Consider the following 19,834-nt stretch of genomic DNA (forward strand, 5'->3'; position numbering starts at 1 on the left):
ATATATAAATAGGAGCCTCATTGAAAGATGTGGCTTTTTACATGAATAGCATTTAGGAGCCAATTTTGAAGTTATTGAGATGATACGAAGAACAAACTATATAGAGGAGGTTATATAAAATAGGACAAAGTAAAAAAAAAACATTATACTACTGTTTCCTTAGCCAGATAAGGTGATTGGGTTTTTATGAGGCACATAATTGATTTCCATAGTGTAGGCTTGGAATAAATGAATATAGCGATAAAGCCCGTGCAGTCCAAGTGAGGAAAATTTTGATAGTATCTTATTTAATCTGATCTGTTTTCTGAATGATTTTGGAGCTATGATTAAATACCCTTAATTGAATTTTAGCTAGTTGGTCTGATTGATTGATGATATTTATACTTTCTTTTTCAGCAATATTCAAGCTATATTTTTTATTCTTTTCCATCTTGATATTCTGAGTTTCGGTTTGGAGCTTTAGACTGCTGTTCGATTTCTCTGTCGCCTCAATGGAATATTGACTTGCATCTTCGGTTGATATAGCCAGCGAAGTCCGAGCTGGAATAGATGTATTGATATAGAGGGAATTTTTTTCTTTCGTTCCTATATTTTGTATAGTACAGGACTGTAAGATGAGCAAAAAATAGAAATACGGAAAACAATTTCATAATCAATAAAGACGTAATGGTTGTATTGCCCAAAACTACTAAAATTCATCGTTATTCGTGATAAGATTAAAAAAGCAACTATTTTTTGTATAAATACCCTCGTTGTGTATTTATACCCTTTATTGAAGGGCGGATACCTATGTGTTCATCGTTATGTATGAAATGGCATAAAGTTTGAATTTTACTCAGCTTTATAAAAATGTTTATTCACATTAACACATCAACGTATGAGAAAATTAATTCAAACATTAGGATTAGGTATGCTAATTTTAACCGTAGTCATCGGTTTTACTTCTTGTAGTAAAGATGACGATCCTTCGGACAATGATCTTTTTATCGGGAAATATGAGGGCAATATTGCCTTTGACGATTTAAGTAACAATGAGAATGATGTTGCCGCTGCCGAAGGAACAGTTACAGTTACGAAAGTTGGGGATACTTATAATTTCGCTTTTGGAAATGGGATTCCTAATCTGAACGGTGTAGATTTCGAAAAGAAAGATAATGTTTTGGTCAACATTGGTTCCGCTGGTACAGGCGTTATACGAATTGATGCTGGTAAATTGACAATCGGATATACCAAAGATGGTAAGGCATGGACAGCTAATTGTCAACGTAAATAATCATATGCAAATCCTTCGCCATGCAGAATGCAATCATGCTGGAAAATTAACATTTTATAACATTATTTTTTAAACGATTGTTAAAGTGACAGTGTTCTAATATTAAACAAAGAAAGGAAAAATATTATGAGTGAATTGACATGGAAAGGCCGTTGGAATGAAATCAAAGGTAAAGTAAAACAACAATACGCAGATCTAACTGACGATGATCTCTTATATGCCGAAGGTAAAGAAGACGAACTGGTCGGTAAACTTCAAAAGAAAACTGGTAAAACTCAGGATGAGGTCAACAAGTGGTTGAATGATTTGTAATTGGGGTAGACTCATAACCGTGAGTATTTGTGATAAAGCGGATAGCAATTATGTTATCCGCTTTTTTGTTTGATATTTTATACTCTATTTTCAATCATTCACCGAGTTTTCTTTATACTATGGTTTGATGCTCATCATCTATCAAATAACCTGTCAGTCTAAACCGAAATATACGCTCATGCTGTCAAAGAGCCTAATTTGACGAATTTACCCCTTAAAAAAAGAAGATTTTACCCCCTTTTCTATGTAACGTTTTTGATAATATTGCAAGTGTCAATACGACATTTTATTGTATTGACTATGTTTTTAATAACCAAGAGCGTTTGCCTGATTACAATAATAGTTTCTGTTAAGTGCATTAAATAATATGTGCGAGAAAAGTAAGCCGGTAAAGCTCAAAAGAGCTAAATAACCAACTTTAATTATGATGAATTTACCAGTGAAATGTGGATTATTTGATCCTTGAATTCCCTATGAAACGCAATATTTCCATCTGATATTGCAATGATACTCTTCATCAAAATATTATTTAATTACTAAACAGTTTTTACTTATGAAAAGGAAAACATTATTACACCAGTGCTGGCTATGTTGTATTTGCTTTTTACTATTAGGCTTACAGCAGGCTTATGCACAGTCAATAATTATACGGGGGCAGGTCACCGAAAATAGCAAGCCATTGGCAGGGGTAACCATTAAAAGTATCGGCTCTACAATACAAACGCAAACAGATAAGCAGGGAAAATATATCCTAAGCGCTACCACAGTTACGGCTTTAGAATTTACCTTTATTGGTTATGCCAAGCAGCGTTTTGAATTCAACCAGCTAAAAGAGACCAGCAAGGGAAACTATGAACTTAATGTACAGCTAAATATTTCGGATGGGGATGTTTTAGATGAAGTGGTCGTGGTTGGTTTTGGGTCCCAGAAAAAAACAAACCTGACCGGTTCTGTTGCAGTTGTGGATGCCAAACAATTGGAAAATAGGCCTGTAAGGAATGCTATTCAAGCACTACAAGGATTGGCACCTGGTCTAAATATTTCCCAAAATTCGGGAACCATGGAAACTAATCCATCAATCAATATTAGAGGAACAGGTACAATTGGAACTTCATCGTCGGCGCCATTAATTCTAATTGATGGCTCAGAAGGATCATTGGCCGCACTAAATCCTCAAGATATCGAAAGTGTGTCTGTATTAAAAGATGCGGGTGCTGCATCAATTTATGGCTCTAGAGCTGCTTTTGGCGTTATTTTGGTCACCACAAAATCTGGGAAGGCAGGACGTACCTCGGTAAATTATAACAATAGCTTTCGAATGAATGCTCCCACATTGATGCCTAAGATGATGGATTCCTATACCTTTGCTCAATACTTCAATCAGGCAGAAGTCAATGCAGGGGGATCGCCGCATTTCTCAGCTGAGCATCTCCAACGTATCTTGGATTACCAAAATGGAACACTAAAAAATTCGACCATTGTCGATCCTAATAATAAGTTGTATTGGGCTGAAGGATATGCCTATGGCAACGACAATAACGATTGGTTTGATGTGATGTATCGTGATCAGGCTTTTGCCCATGAACATAACCTTAGCCTCAATGGAGGGACTGAAAAAACAACCTATTACCTCTCAGGTAATTTAATGAAACAGCAAGGGTTAATGGCCTTTAATACGGATCATTATGATCGTTATTCGGTTGCCGCTAAAATCAATTCTAAAGTATCTGAGATCTTTCAGGTTAATTACAACGCGCGATTGGTGCGTGAAGACTACGATCGTCCTGCGGCATTAACTAGTAGCTTTTATGACGATCTGGGTAGACAGGGATGGCCGACCTTACCACTTTATGATCCGAATGGATACCTATTCAGTTCTCCCTCACCTGCACTTGCCATGAAAGAAGGGGGCCAGGACAAATCAAGTAAGGACTATATCTACCAACAATTACAACTGATACTAGAACCAATTAAAGGATGGCGCACGACGGGTAATTTTAACTATAGAACCACGACACAATTCCGTCATTGGGACTCGCAGCGCCTTTACAACCATGACGTGAATGGCGATCCCTATCTGTATAAAAACTCGTCAAATGTGTACGAATTTGGTTTAAAAGAAAACTACTATAACATCAATATTTTTTCAGATTACGATAAGAGCTGGGGTGACCATCATTTCAAGGTTATGGTCGGTGGACAGATTGAACATACAGCTTATCGCAATCTTGGTGTACAACGTGATGGGATAATTATCCCAGATCAACCGGTATTGAACTTGACCTCCGGAACAGATATCAATGGAAAACCTGTTGTACCTTCTGTGTCCGGTGAATATCAAAAATGGGCTACAGCAGGTTTCTTTGGTCGATTGAATTACAATTATGCTGAAAAATATCTGCTAGAAGCAAATTTACGCTATGATGGCTCATCACGTTTCCGCAGCGATAGCCGCTGGGGTTGGTTTCCTTCCGTTTCTGCGGGATGGAACATCGCCAAGGAAAACTTCCTTAAAGAGTCGGCTCCATTTATCAACCTGTTAAAACTGAGAGCTTCTTATGGAGAGTTGGGAAATCAAAATACCGATGTCTGGTATCCGACCTATGTTACGCAACCAACGGGAACCGCCAACGGTGCTTGGCTGATTAATAACGCGCGACCAAATTCGGCTTCGGCTCCAGGTCTGGTAAGTGCTTTGTTGACCTGGGAATCCATCAATACCAAGAACTTAGGAGTCGATTTTGCCTTTTTAAATAATCGACTTTCTGGATCTTTTGAGGTCTTCGAACGAAAAACATTTGATATGGTAGGGCCCGCTCCGCAGTTGCCAATTACGTTGGGCACTACTGTTCCCCAAACCAATAATACGGATTTAAAAACAAGAGGGTTTGAAGCTACCTTAGGCTGGAACGATCGTACAGCGAGTGGTTTTGCATATGGAGCAAAGTTCCTTTTGTCAGATTATTCTACAACAGTAACAAGATATCCCAATGCAATAGGTTCATTGTCAACTTATCGAGAAGGTCAAAAATTGGGTGAGATATGGGGCTATCAAACAATAGGAATAGCACAGTCCGAAGAACAGATGAGTCAACATTTGGCAACATTGCCTAATGGAGGGCAAAATGCCTTAGGAACGCAATGGAGTGGCGGAGATATCATGTATGCGGATCTTAATGGCGATGGAAAAATAGATGGTGGAAGCAACACCGAGGCTGACCCAGGAGATCGTCGTGTGATTGGAAACAGTACACCGCGTTATTCCTTTGGATTGAATCTCAATGCGGATTACAAAAATTTTGACTTTAGTATTTTCATGCAAGGTGTCATGAAACGTGACTACTGGCAAGGGGGCTACTATTTTTGGGGAGCGACTTCAAAGTGGTGGTCCACGGGCTTAGTAGATCATCTTGATTATTTCCGTACGGCAGACAATCCGTTGGGTGAAAATCTTGATGCTTACTATGCTCGTCCCGTTTTTGGTACCTCCAAAAACCAACAGCCACAGACACGATTTTTGCAGAACGCGGCCTATATCCGTATAAAAAATATTCAATTGGGCTATACTTTACCAAAAACGACAACCAAACGTTTTTGTGTGGAGCGTTTACGTGTATACGTGTCAGGAGAAAATATCTGGACAGGTTCTAGCGTAGCAGGTATGTTTGATCCCGAAACTATCGATGGTGGAAGCAATGGAACTGTCTATCCATTGACTAAGGTTTGGTCTGCAGGTTTAAGTGTTACATTTTAAGTCGATTAATTATGAAATTCAACAATAATATTTTTAGATTGATGCAACTGGGGGTTGTTGCTCTGATAAGTCTAGTTTCCTGCAATAAATACTTGGATATTGCTCCTCCATCGTCCATTATACCCGAAGCTTATCTGGATGAGGAGTCACAATTGGCTGCCTATACGGTAAATCAATATGCGGGGCTATTTCCTTCACATGGAAACTGGTCATTCGGTACTTTCGGCATTGATGGAAACACAGACAATATGGCCATTCCTAACCTGGATAACAAATTTATTCCAGGCCAATGGCGCGTTGGGTCAAGTGGCGGCGACTGGGATTTTTCAAGTATTTATCAAATGAATTATTTTATAAATACTGTTGTCCCAAAATGGAAGGAAAATCGCATTTTGGGAAATTCAAGTAATATCTCGCATTATATCGGTGAAGCTTATTTTTTAAGAGCCTACGTGTATTTTGGAAAATTGCAAGCTTTGGGCGATTTTCCGATTATCCGCAATGTGATGTCGGATAAGGACAAAAATATTTTAGTAGAAGCCAGCAAGCGATCGCCAAGAAACGAAGTTGCACGTTTTATTCTTTCAGACCTGGACTCAGCCATCACATTGCTGAACCAAAATTCTCCTGACGGTAAAAAACAGCGGATATCAAAAAATGTTGCTCAGCTATTCAAATCACGGGTTGCTTTGTATGAAGGTACTTGGCTCAAATATTTTAGTGGGACGGCATTTGTTCCGAAAGGACCAGACTGGCCGGGTGCAGCAAAATCATATAATAGCAACTACGCATTTCCGACAGGAAGTATTGCTGGAGAAATCGATTATTTTTTGACCCAGGCGATGGAATCGGCTTCTGCTGTTGCTGACAATGTTCAATTGGAAAATAATACAGGAATTATAGAATCTGCCAACAATGAAAATCCTTATTTCAGTATGTTCGGTGCTGTGGATATGTCCAGTTATGGTGAGGTATTGCTGTGGCGCCAATATAATCAAAGTCTGGTAACTCACAATGTACCCGTTTATGCACAGCGCGGAAATTATGCAGTCGGATTGACCCGTGGACTCGTAGAAAGTTTTCTTATGTCTAATGGACTGCCTATTTACGCTTCGGGCAGTGGCTATGCAGGAGATAATTATATTGCGGATGTTCGAAAAAATCGTGATGGTCGCTTGCAATTATTTTTAAAAGAACCTGGTCAAAAGAATGTATTGGTCAATATTGGTCAAGGTACACATTATACACTTATAGAGCCCACGCCGACTGTGTACGATACCGATTGGGAACGGCGTTACACAACAGGTTATACGATTCGTAAAGGTATTTCTTACGATGGTCTGCAAACCCTCAACGGACAGGGATTTACCGGTAGCATTACTTTCAGAGCGACGGAAGCTTACCTGAATTATATGGAAGCCTGCTATGAAAAGAATCAGAATTTAGATACGAAGGCACAAGCCTATTGGCGCTCTTTGCGTACACGGGCAAAGGTCAATCCAGATTTCAATGCGACCATTGCAGCAACACAGATGGATAAGGAGAAGAAAGATTGGGGGGCTTATTCTGCCGGACAGTTTATATCGCCTACGTTGTATAATATACGTCGCGAACGCAGAAGCGAACTCATGGCAGAAGGTTTACGTTGGATGGATCTCAAGCGCTGGCGCGCGATGGACCAACTGATAACAACAGCGGATCATTTTGAAGGCTTTAAACTCTGGGGACCGATGAAAGATTGGTATACATCGGGTCAGTTAATTTATGGCGCGACCAACGATAAGTCTGTCGTTTCAGATCCTGCAAGGAGTGAATACCTCAGACCGTTGGAAATCCGAAGCAATGCATTGTCTTATGCAGGCGTGAAATTCGCCATGGCACATTACCTTTCGCCGATTGCTACAGAACATTTTCAGTTGGCTTCGGATGATGGAACGGCAGAAAATTCCGTTATTTATCAAAATCCCGGATGGTCACTCGTCAGTGGAACTGCTCCAACTGGTCTTTAGGAAAGATTAAATAGGATATGTGTCATCTCATTATTACACAAATACGAATATATCCCTCTTTTTTACTCAATATCCCCCTCGATTTCTATAAAAAAGGGGGATATTTTTGTTATAGATAATCAAAAAGATATTAGCTCAAAGAAACTAAAATGAATAATGAAAAAACTTTTATTTATCTGTCTTAGTTTGCTGTCAAGTTATTTTGCTGCAAGCGGTCAACAGCCCATCCCATCGAAATATGAATTAGTCTGGTCGGATGAATTTAATTATACTGGTGCTCTCGATACCAATAAATGGAGCTACGAACTGGGTTTTAAACGTAACCGCGAGGAACAATGGTATCAGAGGGATAATGCATATTGTCGAAATGGATTGTTGATTATTGAAGCCAAAAAGGAACAGCGTGATCATCCTGGATTTCTAAAGGGTAGTAAGGATTGGATTACCAGCCGTAAAAACATAAAATATACGTCGGCTTCGATCAATACGTTGGGAAAGCAAAGCTGGAAATATGGGATTTTTGAGATCCGGGCGCGTATACCTGTAGGTGAAGGCCTATGGCCTGCATTCTGGACCTTAGGTACAAGCAAAGAATGGCCATCCAATGGTGAGATTGATATCATGGAGTATTACCGCGGTAACATATTGGCTAATATTGCGACCGGCACCGACCAGCGTTGGAAAGCCCATTGGTTTGGTAAGACAAAAGCGGTCAAAGATCTCGGTGGGAAAGCTTGGGCCGAACAGTTCCACATTTGGCGAATGGTTTGGGATGAAGAGGCAGTTGCGCTTTATGTAGATGATATAGAAATGATCCGCGTTTCCATGGACCAGTTGGTCAATCGGGATGGTACTGGATTCAATCCTTTTACCCAACCCCATTATCTGCTTTTAAATTTGGCACTCGGCGGTATCAATGGTGGCAAGATAGATCCCAACCTACTTCCTGCAAAATATGAAATTGATTATGTAAGGGTTTACCAAAAAAAGAAATCCGAAGTGATTGGAAGTTTTAAACCAGGAGAACTATGGAAGGACCAATCCGGCGACGTGATCAATGCACATGGAGGAGGAGTGCTCTATCAAAATGGAACTTATTATTGGTACGGTGAAAAAAGAGGCGGAACGACGTCACAGGGAGTGAATGTTTATTCATCCAATGATTTGCATAAGTGGAAGTTTGAAGGGCTAGCGTTGGTGCCGAGTGTGGATTCCACAAGTGATATTGCTTGGGGCTGTATCATGGAACGGCCCAAGGTTATCTACCATGAGCAACTGAAGAAATATGTGATGTGGTTTCATCTGGAGTTGAAAGGACAGGGGTATGCAGCAGCAAGGGCAGCCGTCGCCATAAGTGAGTCTCCTATTGGTCCATTTCAATTTGTCCATAGTTTTAGGCCCAACACCAATATGTCAAGGGACATGGGCTTATTTGTAGACACTGATGGTAAGGCCTATCAAATCTATTCATCCGACGAAAACTATGCCTTACGCATGGTTCAATTGACTGATGATTATCTCCATGTGACAGCGAAAGATTCCTTACTCTTTCGGAATCATAGGGAAGCACCAGCATTGTTCAAACATAGAGATAAGTATTACCTGATAACCAGCGGATGTACCGGATGGGCACCAAATCGTGCGGAGATCCATGTCGCTGATGACCTTTTTGGCCCTTGGAAATCTCTTGGGGATCCGATGAAGGGACCAAATTCGGCTTTAACCTTTGGAGGCCAGTCCACATATGTACTTCCTATTGCTGGAAAAAAGGATTCTTTTATTTTCATGGCGGACCGCTGGAACCCCAAAGATCTTAAGGATAGTCGGTATATCTGGCTACCTATTGATCTTGAGAATGGAAAAGTACAGATAAATTGGAAGGATCAATGGGATTTGGATGCTTTTTCGAATTGATTATCTATTCATAAAAAATATAAAAAATGCAAATAGTGACTAAATCTGTGTTGCTGCTGTTGTCTAGTTTTGTCTTCGCATTGCTGCATGCGCAGTCCAGTGTTACATTAACACATGAGGAAAGTAAAAAGTATCAGCAGGATACTGTCGTCCGAAAAGGCATTCCCTGGTTGGATGAAACGATTACCGAAGAAAATAGGCTTCCCATGCATACGGATTTTGTCACTTTTCCAAATGCAACTGAAATCAGTAACATTGATTGGCGCGAATCTTCGGCCTATATGAGTTTGAATGGTTCTTGGAAATTTAAATGGGCAAATAGTCCTTCAGAGTTGCCTGCTAACTTTGAAGCATTGACTTATGATGATCGAAACTGGGACAATTTTCAGGTGCCTGCAAACTGGGAGCTCAATGGCTATGGTTTTCCGATGTATACAACCTCAGGATTTGAATTTACTTATTTGATCGGAAAACCAAATCCCCCGGTAGTCCCGATGAATTTCAATCCGACAGCTGTTTACCGTCGACAAGTGGCCATACCTGAAAATTGGAATGGAAGACCTGTTATTCTCCATATTGGTGCGGCCAAATCGAATTTATCTGTTTGGGTAAATGGTCAGTATGTCGGCTACGGAGAAGATAGCAAACTACCTTCCGAGTTTGAAGTGACAAAGTACTTGAGAAAAGGAAAAAATCTGATTACCATGCGTGTGATGCGCTGGGGAGTAGCGAATTATTTGGAAGATCAAGATATGTGGCGTTTAAGCGGGATAACACGCGACTGTTATCTGACGGTAAGAGAGCCGATACATGTAAGCGATATTCAATTGTCGCCCACAGTCAACGATTCATTTGATCAAGGGATTTTAAAGACAAGGCTGATCTTAAATCAAGTTAGTAAGAGCGATCTCACTGCAGAGATTGCGCTGTATAGAAATGACAGGCTTATCACAAGGGAATCTACACAACTGAGAGGGCAGGAAATGAATATGGCGATGCACATTGATAGACCTGCTTTATGGTCTGCCGAGCGGCCAAATTTATATCAGGTAATTGTTACCTTAAAAGATTATAAGGGGAAAATAATTGAGGTTATTCCGCAACGTGTGGGCTTCCGTAGAGTTGAGATCAAAGATGGGCAGCTGCTCGTTAATGGAAAAGCTATACTTATTAAGGGAATAAACAGACATGAAACGGACCCGGTAACTGGACATGTGATTTCGAAGGAAGCGATGTTGCGTGATGTGCAGTTAATGAAAAAATTCAATATTAATTCGGTACGTACCAGTCATTATCCCAATACAGAATATTGGTTGCAGCTCTGTGATCAATATGGTCTTTATGTTGTTGATGAGGCTAATATTGAGTCTCATGGTATGGGCTATGATCTGTCTTATACGATGGCGAATAGACCGACATGGGAAAAGGCACATGTTGCACGTGCCGAACGTCTTATACAGCGCGACCGAAATCATCCTAGTGTCATTATTTGGAGTATGGGTAATGAAGCGGGGAATGGTTACAACTTCTATCGGACTTATCTCCGTATGAAAGAGCTGGATCAAAGTAGGCCCGTACAATATGAAAGAGCGGTAAACAATTACGGTGAATTAAGGTTTGACTGGAATACAGATCTTATTGTGCCGATGTATGCAAGTCCATCAGCGATGAAAAATTATGCGGCACGAAATCCTAAACCTCAGCGTCCTTTTATTCAATGTGAGTATGCACATGCTATGGGAAACTCGCTGGGCAACTTTAAGGATTATTGGGATATCATTCGGGCAAATAAAGGAATATTTCAAGGCGGATATATCTGGGATTTTGTCGATCAATGTTTTATTAAGATCAATGCTAAAGGCGATACGGTTTATACCTATGGCGGTGATTATGAACCTAAAGAGGCTATTACGGATTGGAACTATGCTTCCAAGGGAATTTTTTATGCGAATAGAACACCTTATCCTCATGCTTGGGAGATGAAGAAAGTCTACCAGGACATTCATAGCGTTCTCTTGAGCGACAAAACAGTACAGATTTACAATGAACGTTTTTTCACTGGACTTGAAAATGTTGAACTTCAATGGGAGCTTGTTGTTGATGGAAAGAATGTGCAATCTGGTTTGATCAATAATTTGAAAGTATTGCCACAAGAGTCAGTTAAAATATCTATTCCCTATGAAACAGATTTGCCGGGAGAAAAATTTTTGAATCTGACTTATCGGTTGAAAAAGGCCGATGCCTTACTTCCCATACGACATATTGTTGCAACTGAGCAACTGTCCCTGGGAGGAGTTTTCCAGCCCAACACGACAATTTTAGCGAATGGGAAAATAAATACGGAACGAAAAAAAGGAAATCTTATAGTCGCTGCAAAGCAGCTACTGATTGAGTTTGACCTTAAATCAGGGTGGCTGACAAAATATAACTACAAGGGACAGGATTTTATCGATGAACAATCTTTGTTTAAGGCTAATTTCTGGCGGGCACCAAATGATAATGATTTTGGTGCAAATACACCTGAAAAGCTCAAATCTTGGAAGCAGGTTACCGATTCAATTGACCTATTGGAAATTAAATCAGAATTTGTCGATAATCTGGCCTACATACATGCGACGTATAAAATGCCTCAAGTATATGGGCAGTTAGAAATGGTATATTGTATTAATCAATCGGGTGAAATGCGCATTTCCCAGGTATTCAAAGCCGATACCTCAAAAAACGTCGCGGTCTTGCCTCGTTTCGGTATGCAATGGATCACGCCACCGGGCTTTGATGAAATCAATTACTACGGCAGGGGACCAGTGGAGAACTATATAGACCGTAATTTTTCGTCACATATCGGATTCTATCAGCAAACGGTCGATCAACAGTATTTCCCTTATGTGATGCCTCAGGAGACAGGTAATAAGACCGATGTCAGGTGGATGGAATTGAAAAATAAACATGGCCGAGGCTTGCTGTTCACAGCGGATTCCACATTTAGTATGAGTGCTCTGCACTATTTTGACCGGGATTTGGATGATGGCCCTAAACGGCGGCAGCGTCATGCTGCCGATCTGGTCAAAAGAAAGCAAACACAGATCAATATCGACTTCCGGCAAATGGGGGTTGGCGGTATAAACAGCTGGGGAGCATGGCCGATTAAGGAATATACGCTGCCCTATAAAGATTATTCATTTTCATTTGTTATAAAACCTATCGAATAATCAGAAGCTCCTAGCAGTTATTGCTTTTATTTCTATTATTTTGGCGGAAGGACTTGAGGCATTACAATTCCTGTAATTCCAACTATGGACGATCGACATGGAATTCATTCTGAAATGCTTTTCGGTACTTTTTGACATATTCGGATGGCGTATGTCCAAATAATTTGCTGAACTGCTGTCTAAAGTAACGCTGGTCATAAAATCCTGTTAAGTTGGCAACTTCATTAATTTTTGAGTCTGTCAATATCAGCATTTCTGCTGCTTTTTTGAGCCGTACCGACCTGATGAATTCATTGATCGATTTTCCTGAAATCGATTTAATTTTTTTATAGAGCGTTGAATGGCTCATTCCTGCCTTTTCGGCAAGGCTTATTACAGTCAGTTCTTCCAGTAGATTTTCTTCAATAAGTTCTATGCACCGTTCTATCAATAGTTTATCTGTAATTGAAATCTTTAGTTCGTTGGACTGCAAAGTGATCGCATTAAAGAAGAAATCCTGTAAGTTCTTTTTGTTCTGTAGTAATGTTCTGACGCGGAGCAGCAGTATTTCAGAATCAAAAGGTTTATGAATATAGTCATCGGCACCATATTGTATTCCGGCCAATTTGGTGCTATCAGAGGTGCTTGAAGTGAGTAGGATCACTTGGATATGATTCAGCAAAGCATTGGACTTTATCGCTTTGCAAAGTGACAGTCCATCCATTTCTTCCATTATAATATCACTTATCACCAGGTCGGGCTGTTTTTCTTGGATCATATCAAGTGCTTGAGCACCATCGTGGGCACTATAAACCGTATATTCTACCTTAAAAATGTCGGCAAGATAGCTTCGTATGGCGTCGTCGTCGTCAACTAATAAAATACTGAATTGTTTGCTGGATATGGAGGTTGGGAATTGGGGAATAGTTGGCTCCAATATTTGTGAATCGTATAGTATTTGAATCCCCGATTCGCCGCTGTGATTGAGATCGGCCAATGGTTCTTCAGCTAGGGTTTGTTGCGCCAAAATAGGCAAAGCGAGGTCGAATGTTGTTCCCGCGATTGCTGAACTGCTATAACGTATTGTTCCAGCGTGCATTTCAACAAAAGTTTTAGCAAGGTACATACCAATACCGAATCCTGTTTGTTTTTTTGGACCATTAAGTGGGTCGGAAAAATATTTGTCAAATATCCTATCTCCAAGATGATTGGGAATACCTTTTCCCGAATCCTTGATCTGGATGATTATTTCTTTCCCTTGTTGCGATAGGGAAATATGGATAGCTCCATTTGTGGGTGTAAATTTAAAAGCGTTTGATATGAGATTGCATAAGATGATTTCAATTTTTTCTTTATCGGCATTAACAAAGATCGGATCTGTATTTTGGTAGAACTGGTAGTCTATCTTTTGCAATTTTGCCTGTGCAGAAAAATATAAAAATATTTCCTTGATAAAGCCTTGAATATCAAAAATGCTAGTTTTGAGATGTTCAGCACCGTCTTCGGTTTTTCGGAATACGAGTAGTTGATCCACCAAACTCAATAGTCTTTTGGCATTTCTATGGACCACCTGAAGGGAAGATCTGTCTTCTGCTTCCTTATTGGCCTTTAAAATATCTTTAATCGGATTAATAATTAAAGTGAGCGGAGTTCTAAATTCATGTGATATATTTGTGAAAAATGCATGCCTTTTCTCATTAAGCTCTCTTTCTTTTTGAATCGTAAATTTTGAAAGCTGTATCTCGTAATTTAGTGCGATTTGCTTTTTCCGATAGCGTAGATACCATAGTCCAAGATAGGCAATAGCGGAGATATAGAACAAATAGGCCCACCAGCTTCTATACCAAGGTGGAAGAATCTCAACTTCTAGTTTGATCTGTTTATTTGTCCAATTGCCCTCGGAGTTGGTAGATTGAACGTGTAGGATATAGTTTCCCTCATGGAGGCCATTATAGTTTATTGATCGGGTAGCCCCAGCATCATTCCATACTTTGTCTAAACCTTCTAATCGATATCTGTATTTTATCTTTTGTGGAGAATCAAACTCGAGGGCTACAAATTCCAGGGAGAATGTTGATTGATTGTAGGGAAGAGTTAGTTTCTGAATGGTATTCTCTTTTCCAATCGTGACCAGCTCGGTTAAATCAGCAACCTTTCTATTGTTAATTTTCAGGTTCGTAATCGCTAAAGCCGGTTCATAAATTTTCAGGTTGATGCTATCTGGGTTGAAAATATTAAAGCCATTGTTTCCTCCAAAAATAAGATGCCCGTCTTTGAGCTTAAAAGCGGCTCCATAGGAAAACTCGTTGCTTTGGAGACCGTCGGTCTCTTCGTACCTCACAAATTTTCTAGTGGAGGGATCGAACTTCGAAAGGCCATTAAAGGTACTTAACCACAATCTTCCTTTGTTATCTTCGAGAATATTAAGTATAGCATTGTTGCTCAATCCCTCATTGGTGGAGTAGTTCTCGACAATTTTTTTTGAACGTATATCAAATGACAACAGTCCTTTGCCTTCTGTTCCCAACCAGAGGTTGTTATTTTTTCCAATGTGAATGGCACGAACAGGTTTTCCAATGATATATCTGGCGCTTTTTTTTGTCCGTTTGTTAACCTGTATGATTTCATTGTAATTCCCCATCCAGATATTACCTTTTGAATCGTCAATCATACAATTGATATCATAGATATCTTCGCTGAAGACTTCAAATCGGTCGACTGTCGAATTATAGGTATATACTCTTCCTTCGGAAAATGTCGCTGCCCAGATTTTTTTATCCTGATCCTTAAAAAGTACTTGTACACTGTTGTTTAGATATCCACTAGAGCTACTGCAAGCATAGTATTTAAAACCTGATTCCTTGGTGTATCGTGCGATACCCCCTTCGGTAGCTATCCACAGATCATTATTATTTCCAGTCAATATATTGTTGACAGTATTGTCTGGTAATTGCTGTGGTTGTTTTTGAAAAGATTGAACCTGACTGGTCTTAGCATCCCATATATAGAGACCATTTCCTTCGGTACCTATCCAGATCTTGCCGTCATATTCTCCGAAAGAACGTATAAATTTTTGATGCAAATTAAATCCCCCATAACGTTTCTGTTGTAAATAGTTGAATTTATAGCCATTGTAATCAATAGTTTCTACACCACTCTTTCCGGTACCGATCCATATCTTACGTTGGTAGTCAATGTAGACTGCATAAATGATATTGCTGTTTAGTGAAGACTGAACGGCCTGGATATCTCTATTATTTTCCACTTTTCCATCAGAAAGGTTAATGATAAAAACACCATTGTTTTGTGTAGCTAACCAAAGTTTATGTTGTCCTTCCAGCGTCAGTTTATTGATCTGGCTTGATTTAAGCACCTGTTGATGTAAGGATGAAAGTAGGCGGTCTTTAATCTTCCAAACATATAACCCCTGATAGTTGCTGATAAAAAGATCACCGTTATTTGTGCTGACCATACTTGTTGCGCTTGTCATTGCTTTTGATACAAGATAGAGCTGTAATGTTTTTTTATTGAAGGTATAAAGCCCACTACCCTCTATAAAAACCCATAACTGGCCTGTTGCATCGATATGCGTAGCGGATACATGGTAGTATAAGGTGGAAAGGTTAGATTTATAATCTTTAAAAGAGATCTGTCTGGCGTATGCTTCTTTATTGCTTTTGTAAAATAGCCCCCAGCCGTTTGTACCTATATAAATATTATTATCGATATCTATTTGAATAGATTTCGTATCTGCATTGAGGTGGTATGTTTTTTTTGATTTTTGATCTATGTAATCTAAGCGGGAGAAGGTGTCAAAATTTCGGTCGTAAATTCCAATACCTTGCCCAGTTCCTATCCATAATTTTTTGTTGTGGTCTTCTGCTATACAATAGATATAATTATGCGGAATGCTGTTGTCGTTATTTAACTGATTTCTATATGTTTTTATGTTATAACCGTCGAATCTGTTTAATCCGTCGAAGGTACCAAACCACATAAAGCCCTGACTATCCTGAAAGATAGATTTCACAGAGCTGTTGGACAAACCTTTGTTTATATCCTTGCGGAATTGTGCAAAAGTTAGCAGACTATTGTGGACAAAAATAAGAATCAATCCCAGGAAAAAGGCCTGACGAGAATATAGGAGTCTGGTGAAACTAGGCATGTTAGTAGCTATATTTATATAGTATTTCCGATATCAGATAAAGTTATCGATTCCTCATCCATCATAGGTTATTATCTTAAAAACGACTTTTTGTGAAGGTAACAGTCAATCTAAAGATTTATAGAAATAAAGATACGATTGTTTTTTAATATAAATGTATATTGTACGTTTATTTAAAGAGACTTGCTTTACAATTAATATCCTGCTTTATACCCACCTTATTCATGCCACAGCCCGATTTTAAGACTTAAGGGTTAATATCTTACTTTTTTAATTGTCCTTCATTGTTTTATGGGAAACAGCGAGCAATGCCAGCACTTTAAGTCTATTCCACTTTTAAACTTTTGACAGGATTAGCTCGAGCGGCAGCTATTGCTCTTGTACATAGTGTGAGAATGGCGATTAGCAGAGCGATGACTCCTGCGCCGGCAAGTATCCACCAGCTTACTGTAATACGATAGGCGAATTCTTGTAACAATATTGTTCGCTTGCGGACGGAGAATGTTCGTGCCCAAAATATGGAAATATCTAATTGGTTGATCAATTTATAGTTAAGTAAAAAATGAAAACTCCTTAGTTATTCATCTTCGCCAGGGGGCGGTTTGTCAGTATGTACAGAATGGAATACAATAGGACCTCCACATATTGTTGGTCTCCATAATATCTTGAACTATCATAATTGCCTACTAAAGCATGTTAAGTAGAATGTAGTTCTAAAAAATGGATTTTGTTCTATCGTCCATACTATCCATCGATAATGTATTAAACATCTGCAAGGCTATCTAGTAGTTTTCTGGATGGTATTAAAAGCAAGAAACTGTGTGAAGTTTTTATTTAATAAGATGTACGCATGTGAACAATATCACTATAAACTGTTCGCATCCGTACATTCCCTTCTTTTGAAAAATACACCAGTTGGGCTTTATGGTGCCATAAAGGGCATAATTAAACTCTATGGACAACTGGTATAGTATTTGGCACGCTGCTAATAAAATGGATAAGTTCTTTATGTATACTGACTTTCACCTTTCGATTTCTGCCATCCACCGAGTTTTGTTGGGTGTTGATCTAAATCCGTTAGCCTAGAGGCATAGAGAATCCTAGTTTTGAGTCAACAAATAAGAAGATAAAACGATAATATAAACAAAAGACATTATGAAAACGCTAGTAAAAACAATCGCAGCAGCAGCCCTAATCGCAGTATCCACATTTGCTATGGCAGCTGAGGGACCCGGCTCAAAAGCAGCAAAAACAAATGTTAACCTGTCAACAGCAGATTTCGCCTTAACCCATTATGTTGCAGTAACGACTGAAGGAGAATCAGCAGGTGTAGAGCAGCTATTTGCTGAAGATTTCAGCCAAAAGATCCAGGCTTCCAATTTAAAAAGCAATAGCCGTGGGGACGTGGTTAAATCTTTGAAAAAACAAAAGGGCGAGAAGCTAAACTGTACAGTAAGTACTGACATTCTCGAAGAGTCTGCCGATTATATGGTTGCCAGGGTGACTTTGAAATTTGAAGATTTTACGAAGACTGACCTGGTGACTTTGATCCGCGACGGTAAAGAATGGAAAGTTTCCAAATCTATCAATTCGTATAAATAAGAGCCATTTCAAACAAGTATATATATGTTGTAGAGCCACATCGAGAGATGTGGCTTTTTTTTGCCTTTTGTCAAATTTTTGATCTTAAAAGAGGGGTAGCTTTGAATATTAACATATACACTTATGGAGATCTACAATTATTTAGAGAGAAAACTCATACAATATCGGGGTCTAATTAATATCATTACGATAATACTACTTTTGCTTTTGCCCTTACCGAATGAAAAGGTTACGTTACTTTTTTTTATGTTATTATTTATCGCTTTATTTCAACTTGTTTTTTGCATAGATCCTAATAATTTTTCATCGATTTGGCCCTTAGCATTTACAGCACTATTAGCTGTTATTTATATCACAATCAGTGTAAAAGTAGTGTTAAATTCTTTTTATATAATCAAAAGGAGATTGAGTCTCAAAATGGATATTATCTTTTCAATATTTATCAGCATTGCCGGTCTTTATAGCTTAGATGCTACTATAAATCATCCCGATACTTTCTCAGTTGTTATGGTAACATTATTTTTTGTTTTCAATACGTTAAGGTGTTTTCTTCAGTTTAGAAAGTCTAGATGAAATGCCGATAAAGAAAACCAAATAGGTCAACAATCAACGAATAATTAATCTTTTGTATGGCTATCTATGCGGTGTGCGCATGCGGACAATCTATTTCGAAACTGTTCGTATGCGCACATTTCATTTTTTAGAAGAAGATCTAAAAAATGCCCTTATGGGAGCTGGTAAGCGTAAATATGCTTATTATACCCACTGGTATAGTATTTGGCATGCAGCTGCTAAAATAGTTCTTGCATTCTTTATTTACGCCTTAGTATAGAAACTTTTCGGGATAGCAAATGAAAACTTACCTTTTCATTTCCGCTATTCACCGAGTTCCGACGATCGTTGGTCTAAAGTCCATAGGCTAGTGACCTATTGAAGCGTAGTTTTGAATCGAAAAGTAAGGATATATAAACTAACACAATAGAACAAAAGACATTATGAAAGTATTCGTAAAATCATTCACAGCAGCAGCTTTAATTGCTTTATCGTCATTTGCTATAGCAATTGAAAGACCGGTATCAAAACCAGAAAAAGTTAGCATTAATCTCTCCACAGCAGACTTTGCTTTGCAGCATTATGTTGCGGTAACGACAGCCGGAGGATCTGCAGGCCTAGAGCAGTTATTTTCCCAAGATTTCAATCAAAAGATTCAGGCTTCCAATTTGCATACTTACGGACGCCGGGCAGTAATTGAATCTTTAAGAAAACAGCGGGGAGAAATTATGAACTGTAAAACCAATATCAGGATAGTCGAAAAATCTGCAGATTATATGATTGCAAAAATTGTATTGAAATTTGACAGCTTTAGCATGACTGATCTGGTGACCTTGGTTTACGAGAACGGCATCTGGCAGGTGTCCAAGTCTATCCATTCTTATCAATAGGAGCAATTCCTCAAAATATATAAGTTGAAAAGCCATATTCCTCGATGTGGCTTTTTTAAGCACTATTCTTCAATAGCGCACTTTTCGATGAAACTAATGGAACAAGGAGCCCATTTCTAATTTATCCCCTATTCTCTTCTTGGCTCCATTATTGTATTAAGTCAGTTTTTTATAG

The 19,834-nt window shown here is 39.0% G+C and carries 11 protein-coding genes; 9 read left to right on the forward strand and 2 right to left on the reverse strand.

The genetic code is table 11. The annotated features are described in order from the left end of the window. Positions 1–283 precede the first annotated feature (283 nt). Positions 284–430: a hypothetical protein gene (locus tag B3C94_RS14135; RefSeq protein ID WP_293904733.1), complete on the reverse strand. Its 147-nt coding sequence runs from the start codon at positions 428–430 to the stop codon at positions 284–286. Positions 431–877: 447 nt separating this feature from the next. On the opposite strand from B3C94_RS14135, the gene B3C94_RS14140 reads away from it, so the two are divergent. The 6 genes from B3C94_RS14140 (at position 878) to B3C94_RS14165 (ending at position 12,471) form a co-directional block, all read left to right on the forward strand. Next, positions 878–1,273, forward strand: a complete 396-nt coding sequence (locus B3C94_RS14140) for a hypothetical protein (protein ID WP_293904735.1) — start codon at positions 878–880, stop codon at positions 1,271–1,273. 126 nt (positions 1,274–1,399) lie between these two features. Further along, complete coding sequence (locus B3C94_RS14145; RefSeq protein WP_046672091.1) at positions 1,400–1,585, forward strand: CsbD family protein; 186 nt, start codon at positions 1,400–1,402, stop codon at positions 1,583–1,585. Between the two features lie 553 nt (positions 1,586–2,138). Continuing rightward, a complete protein-coding gene (locus tag B3C94_RS14150) occupies positions 2,139–5,339 on the forward strand; it encodes a SusC/RagA family TonB-linked outer membrane protein (RefSeq protein ID WP_293904740.1) in 3,201 nt (1,066 codons plus the stop codon). Between the two features lie 11 nt (positions 5,340–5,350). Further along, entirely contained in the window at positions 5,351–7,348 is a 1,998-nt protein-coding gene (locus tag B3C94_RS14155; protein ID WP_293904742.1) for a RagB/SusD family nutrient uptake outer membrane protein, read from the forward strand. Between the two features lie 156 nt (positions 7,349–7,504). Continuing rightward, positions 7,505–9,262 carry a family 43 glycosylhydrolase gene (locus tag B3C94_RS14160; protein ID WP_293904744.1) on the forward strand — a complete coding sequence of 586 codons (1,758 nt, stop codon included), beginning with the start codon at positions 7,505–7,507 and terminating at the stop codon, positions 9,260–9,262. A gap of 26 nt (positions 9,263–9,288) precedes the next feature. Continuing rightward, positions 9,289–12,471, forward strand: coding sequence for a glycoside hydrolase family 2 TIM barrel-domain containing protein (locus tag B3C94_RS14165; protein ID WP_293904746.1), 3,183 nt, complete (start codon positions 9,289–9,291; stop codon positions 12,469–12,471). A gap of 82 nt (positions 12,472–12,553) precedes the next feature. On the opposite strand, the gene B3C94_RS14170 is transcribed toward B3C94_RS14165, so the two are convergent. Then, a complete protein-coding gene (locus tag B3C94_RS14170) occupies positions 12,554–16,615 on the reverse strand; it encodes a two-component regulator propeller domain-containing protein (RefSeq protein WP_293904748.1) in 4,062 nt (1,353 codons plus the stop codon). 1,155 nt (positions 16,616–17,770) lie between these two features. Between B3C94_RS14170 and B3C94_RS14175 the strand changes: the two genes are divergently transcribed. From B3C94_RS14175 to B3C94_RS14185, 3 genes are all read left to right on the forward strand, one after another. After that, entirely contained in the window at positions 17,771–18,217 is a 447-nt protein-coding gene (locus B3C94_RS14175; protein WP_293904750.1) for a nuclear transport factor 2 family protein, read from the forward strand. 652 nt (positions 18,218–18,869) lie between these two features. Next, complete coding sequence (locus B3C94_RS14180) at positions 18,870–19,049, forward strand: hypothetical protein (RefSeq protein ID WP_293904752.1); 180 nt, start codon at positions 18,870–18,872, stop codon at positions 19,047–19,049. 163 nt (positions 19,050–19,212) lie between these two features. Beyond that, positions 19,213–19,659 (forward strand): nuclear transport factor 2 family protein, encoded by a 447-nt coding sequence (locus tag B3C94_RS14185; protein ID WP_293904754.1) that lies wholly within the window; start codon positions 19,213–19,215, stop codon positions 19,657–19,659. Positions 19,660–19,834 lie beyond the last annotated feature (175 nt).

Source organism: Sphingobacterium sp. UBA5670 (genome assembly GCF_002420705.1).
Classification (GTDB): domain Bacteria; phylum Bacteroidota; class Bacteroidia; order Sphingobacteriales; family Sphingobacteriaceae; genus Sphingobacterium.

Bases quoted from the DNA above. Each gene is read 5' to 3' on its own strand.
- B3C94_RS14135 (WP_293904733.1), bottom strand. From the start codon at position 430: ATGGAAAAGAATAAAAAATATAGCTTGAATATTGCTGAAAAAGAAAGT.
- B3C94_RS14140 (WP_293904735.1), top strand. From the start codon at position 878: ATGAGAAAATTAATTCAAACATTAGGATTAGGTATGCTAATTTTAACC.
- B3C94_RS14145 (WP_046672091.1), top strand. From the start codon at position 1,400: ATGAGTGAATTGACATGGAAAGGCCGTTGGAATGAAATCAAAGGTAAA.
- B3C94_RS14150 (WP_293904740.1), top strand. From the start codon at position 2,139: ATGAAAAGGAAAACATTATTACACCAGTGCTGGCTATGTTGTATTTGC.
- B3C94_RS14155 (WP_293904742.1), top strand. From the start codon at position 5,351: ATGAAATTCAACAATAATATTTTTAGATTGATGCAACTGGGGGTTGTT.
- B3C94_RS14160 (WP_293904744.1), top strand. From the start codon at position 7,505: ATGAAAAAACTTTTATTTATCTGTCTTAGTTTGCTGTCAAGTTATTTT.
- B3C94_RS14165 (WP_293904746.1), top strand. From the start codon at position 9,289: ATGCAAATAGTGACTAAATCTGTGTTGCTGCTGTTGTCTAGTTTTGTC.
- B3C94_RS14170 (WP_293904748.1), bottom strand. From the start codon at position 16,615: ATGCCTAGTTTCACCAGACTCCTATATTCTCGTCAGGCCTTTTTCCTG.
- B3C94_RS14175 (WP_293904750.1), top strand. From the start codon at position 17,771: ATGAAAACGCTAGTAAAAACAATCGCAGCAGCAGCCCTAATCGCAGTA.
- B3C94_RS14180 (WP_293904752.1), top strand. From the start codon at position 18,870: ATGCGGACAATCTATTTCGAAACTGTTCGTATGCGCACATTTCATTTT.
- B3C94_RS14185 (WP_293904754.1), top strand. From the start codon at position 19,213: ATGAAAGTATTCGTAAAATCATTCACAGCAGCAGCTTTAATTGCTTTA.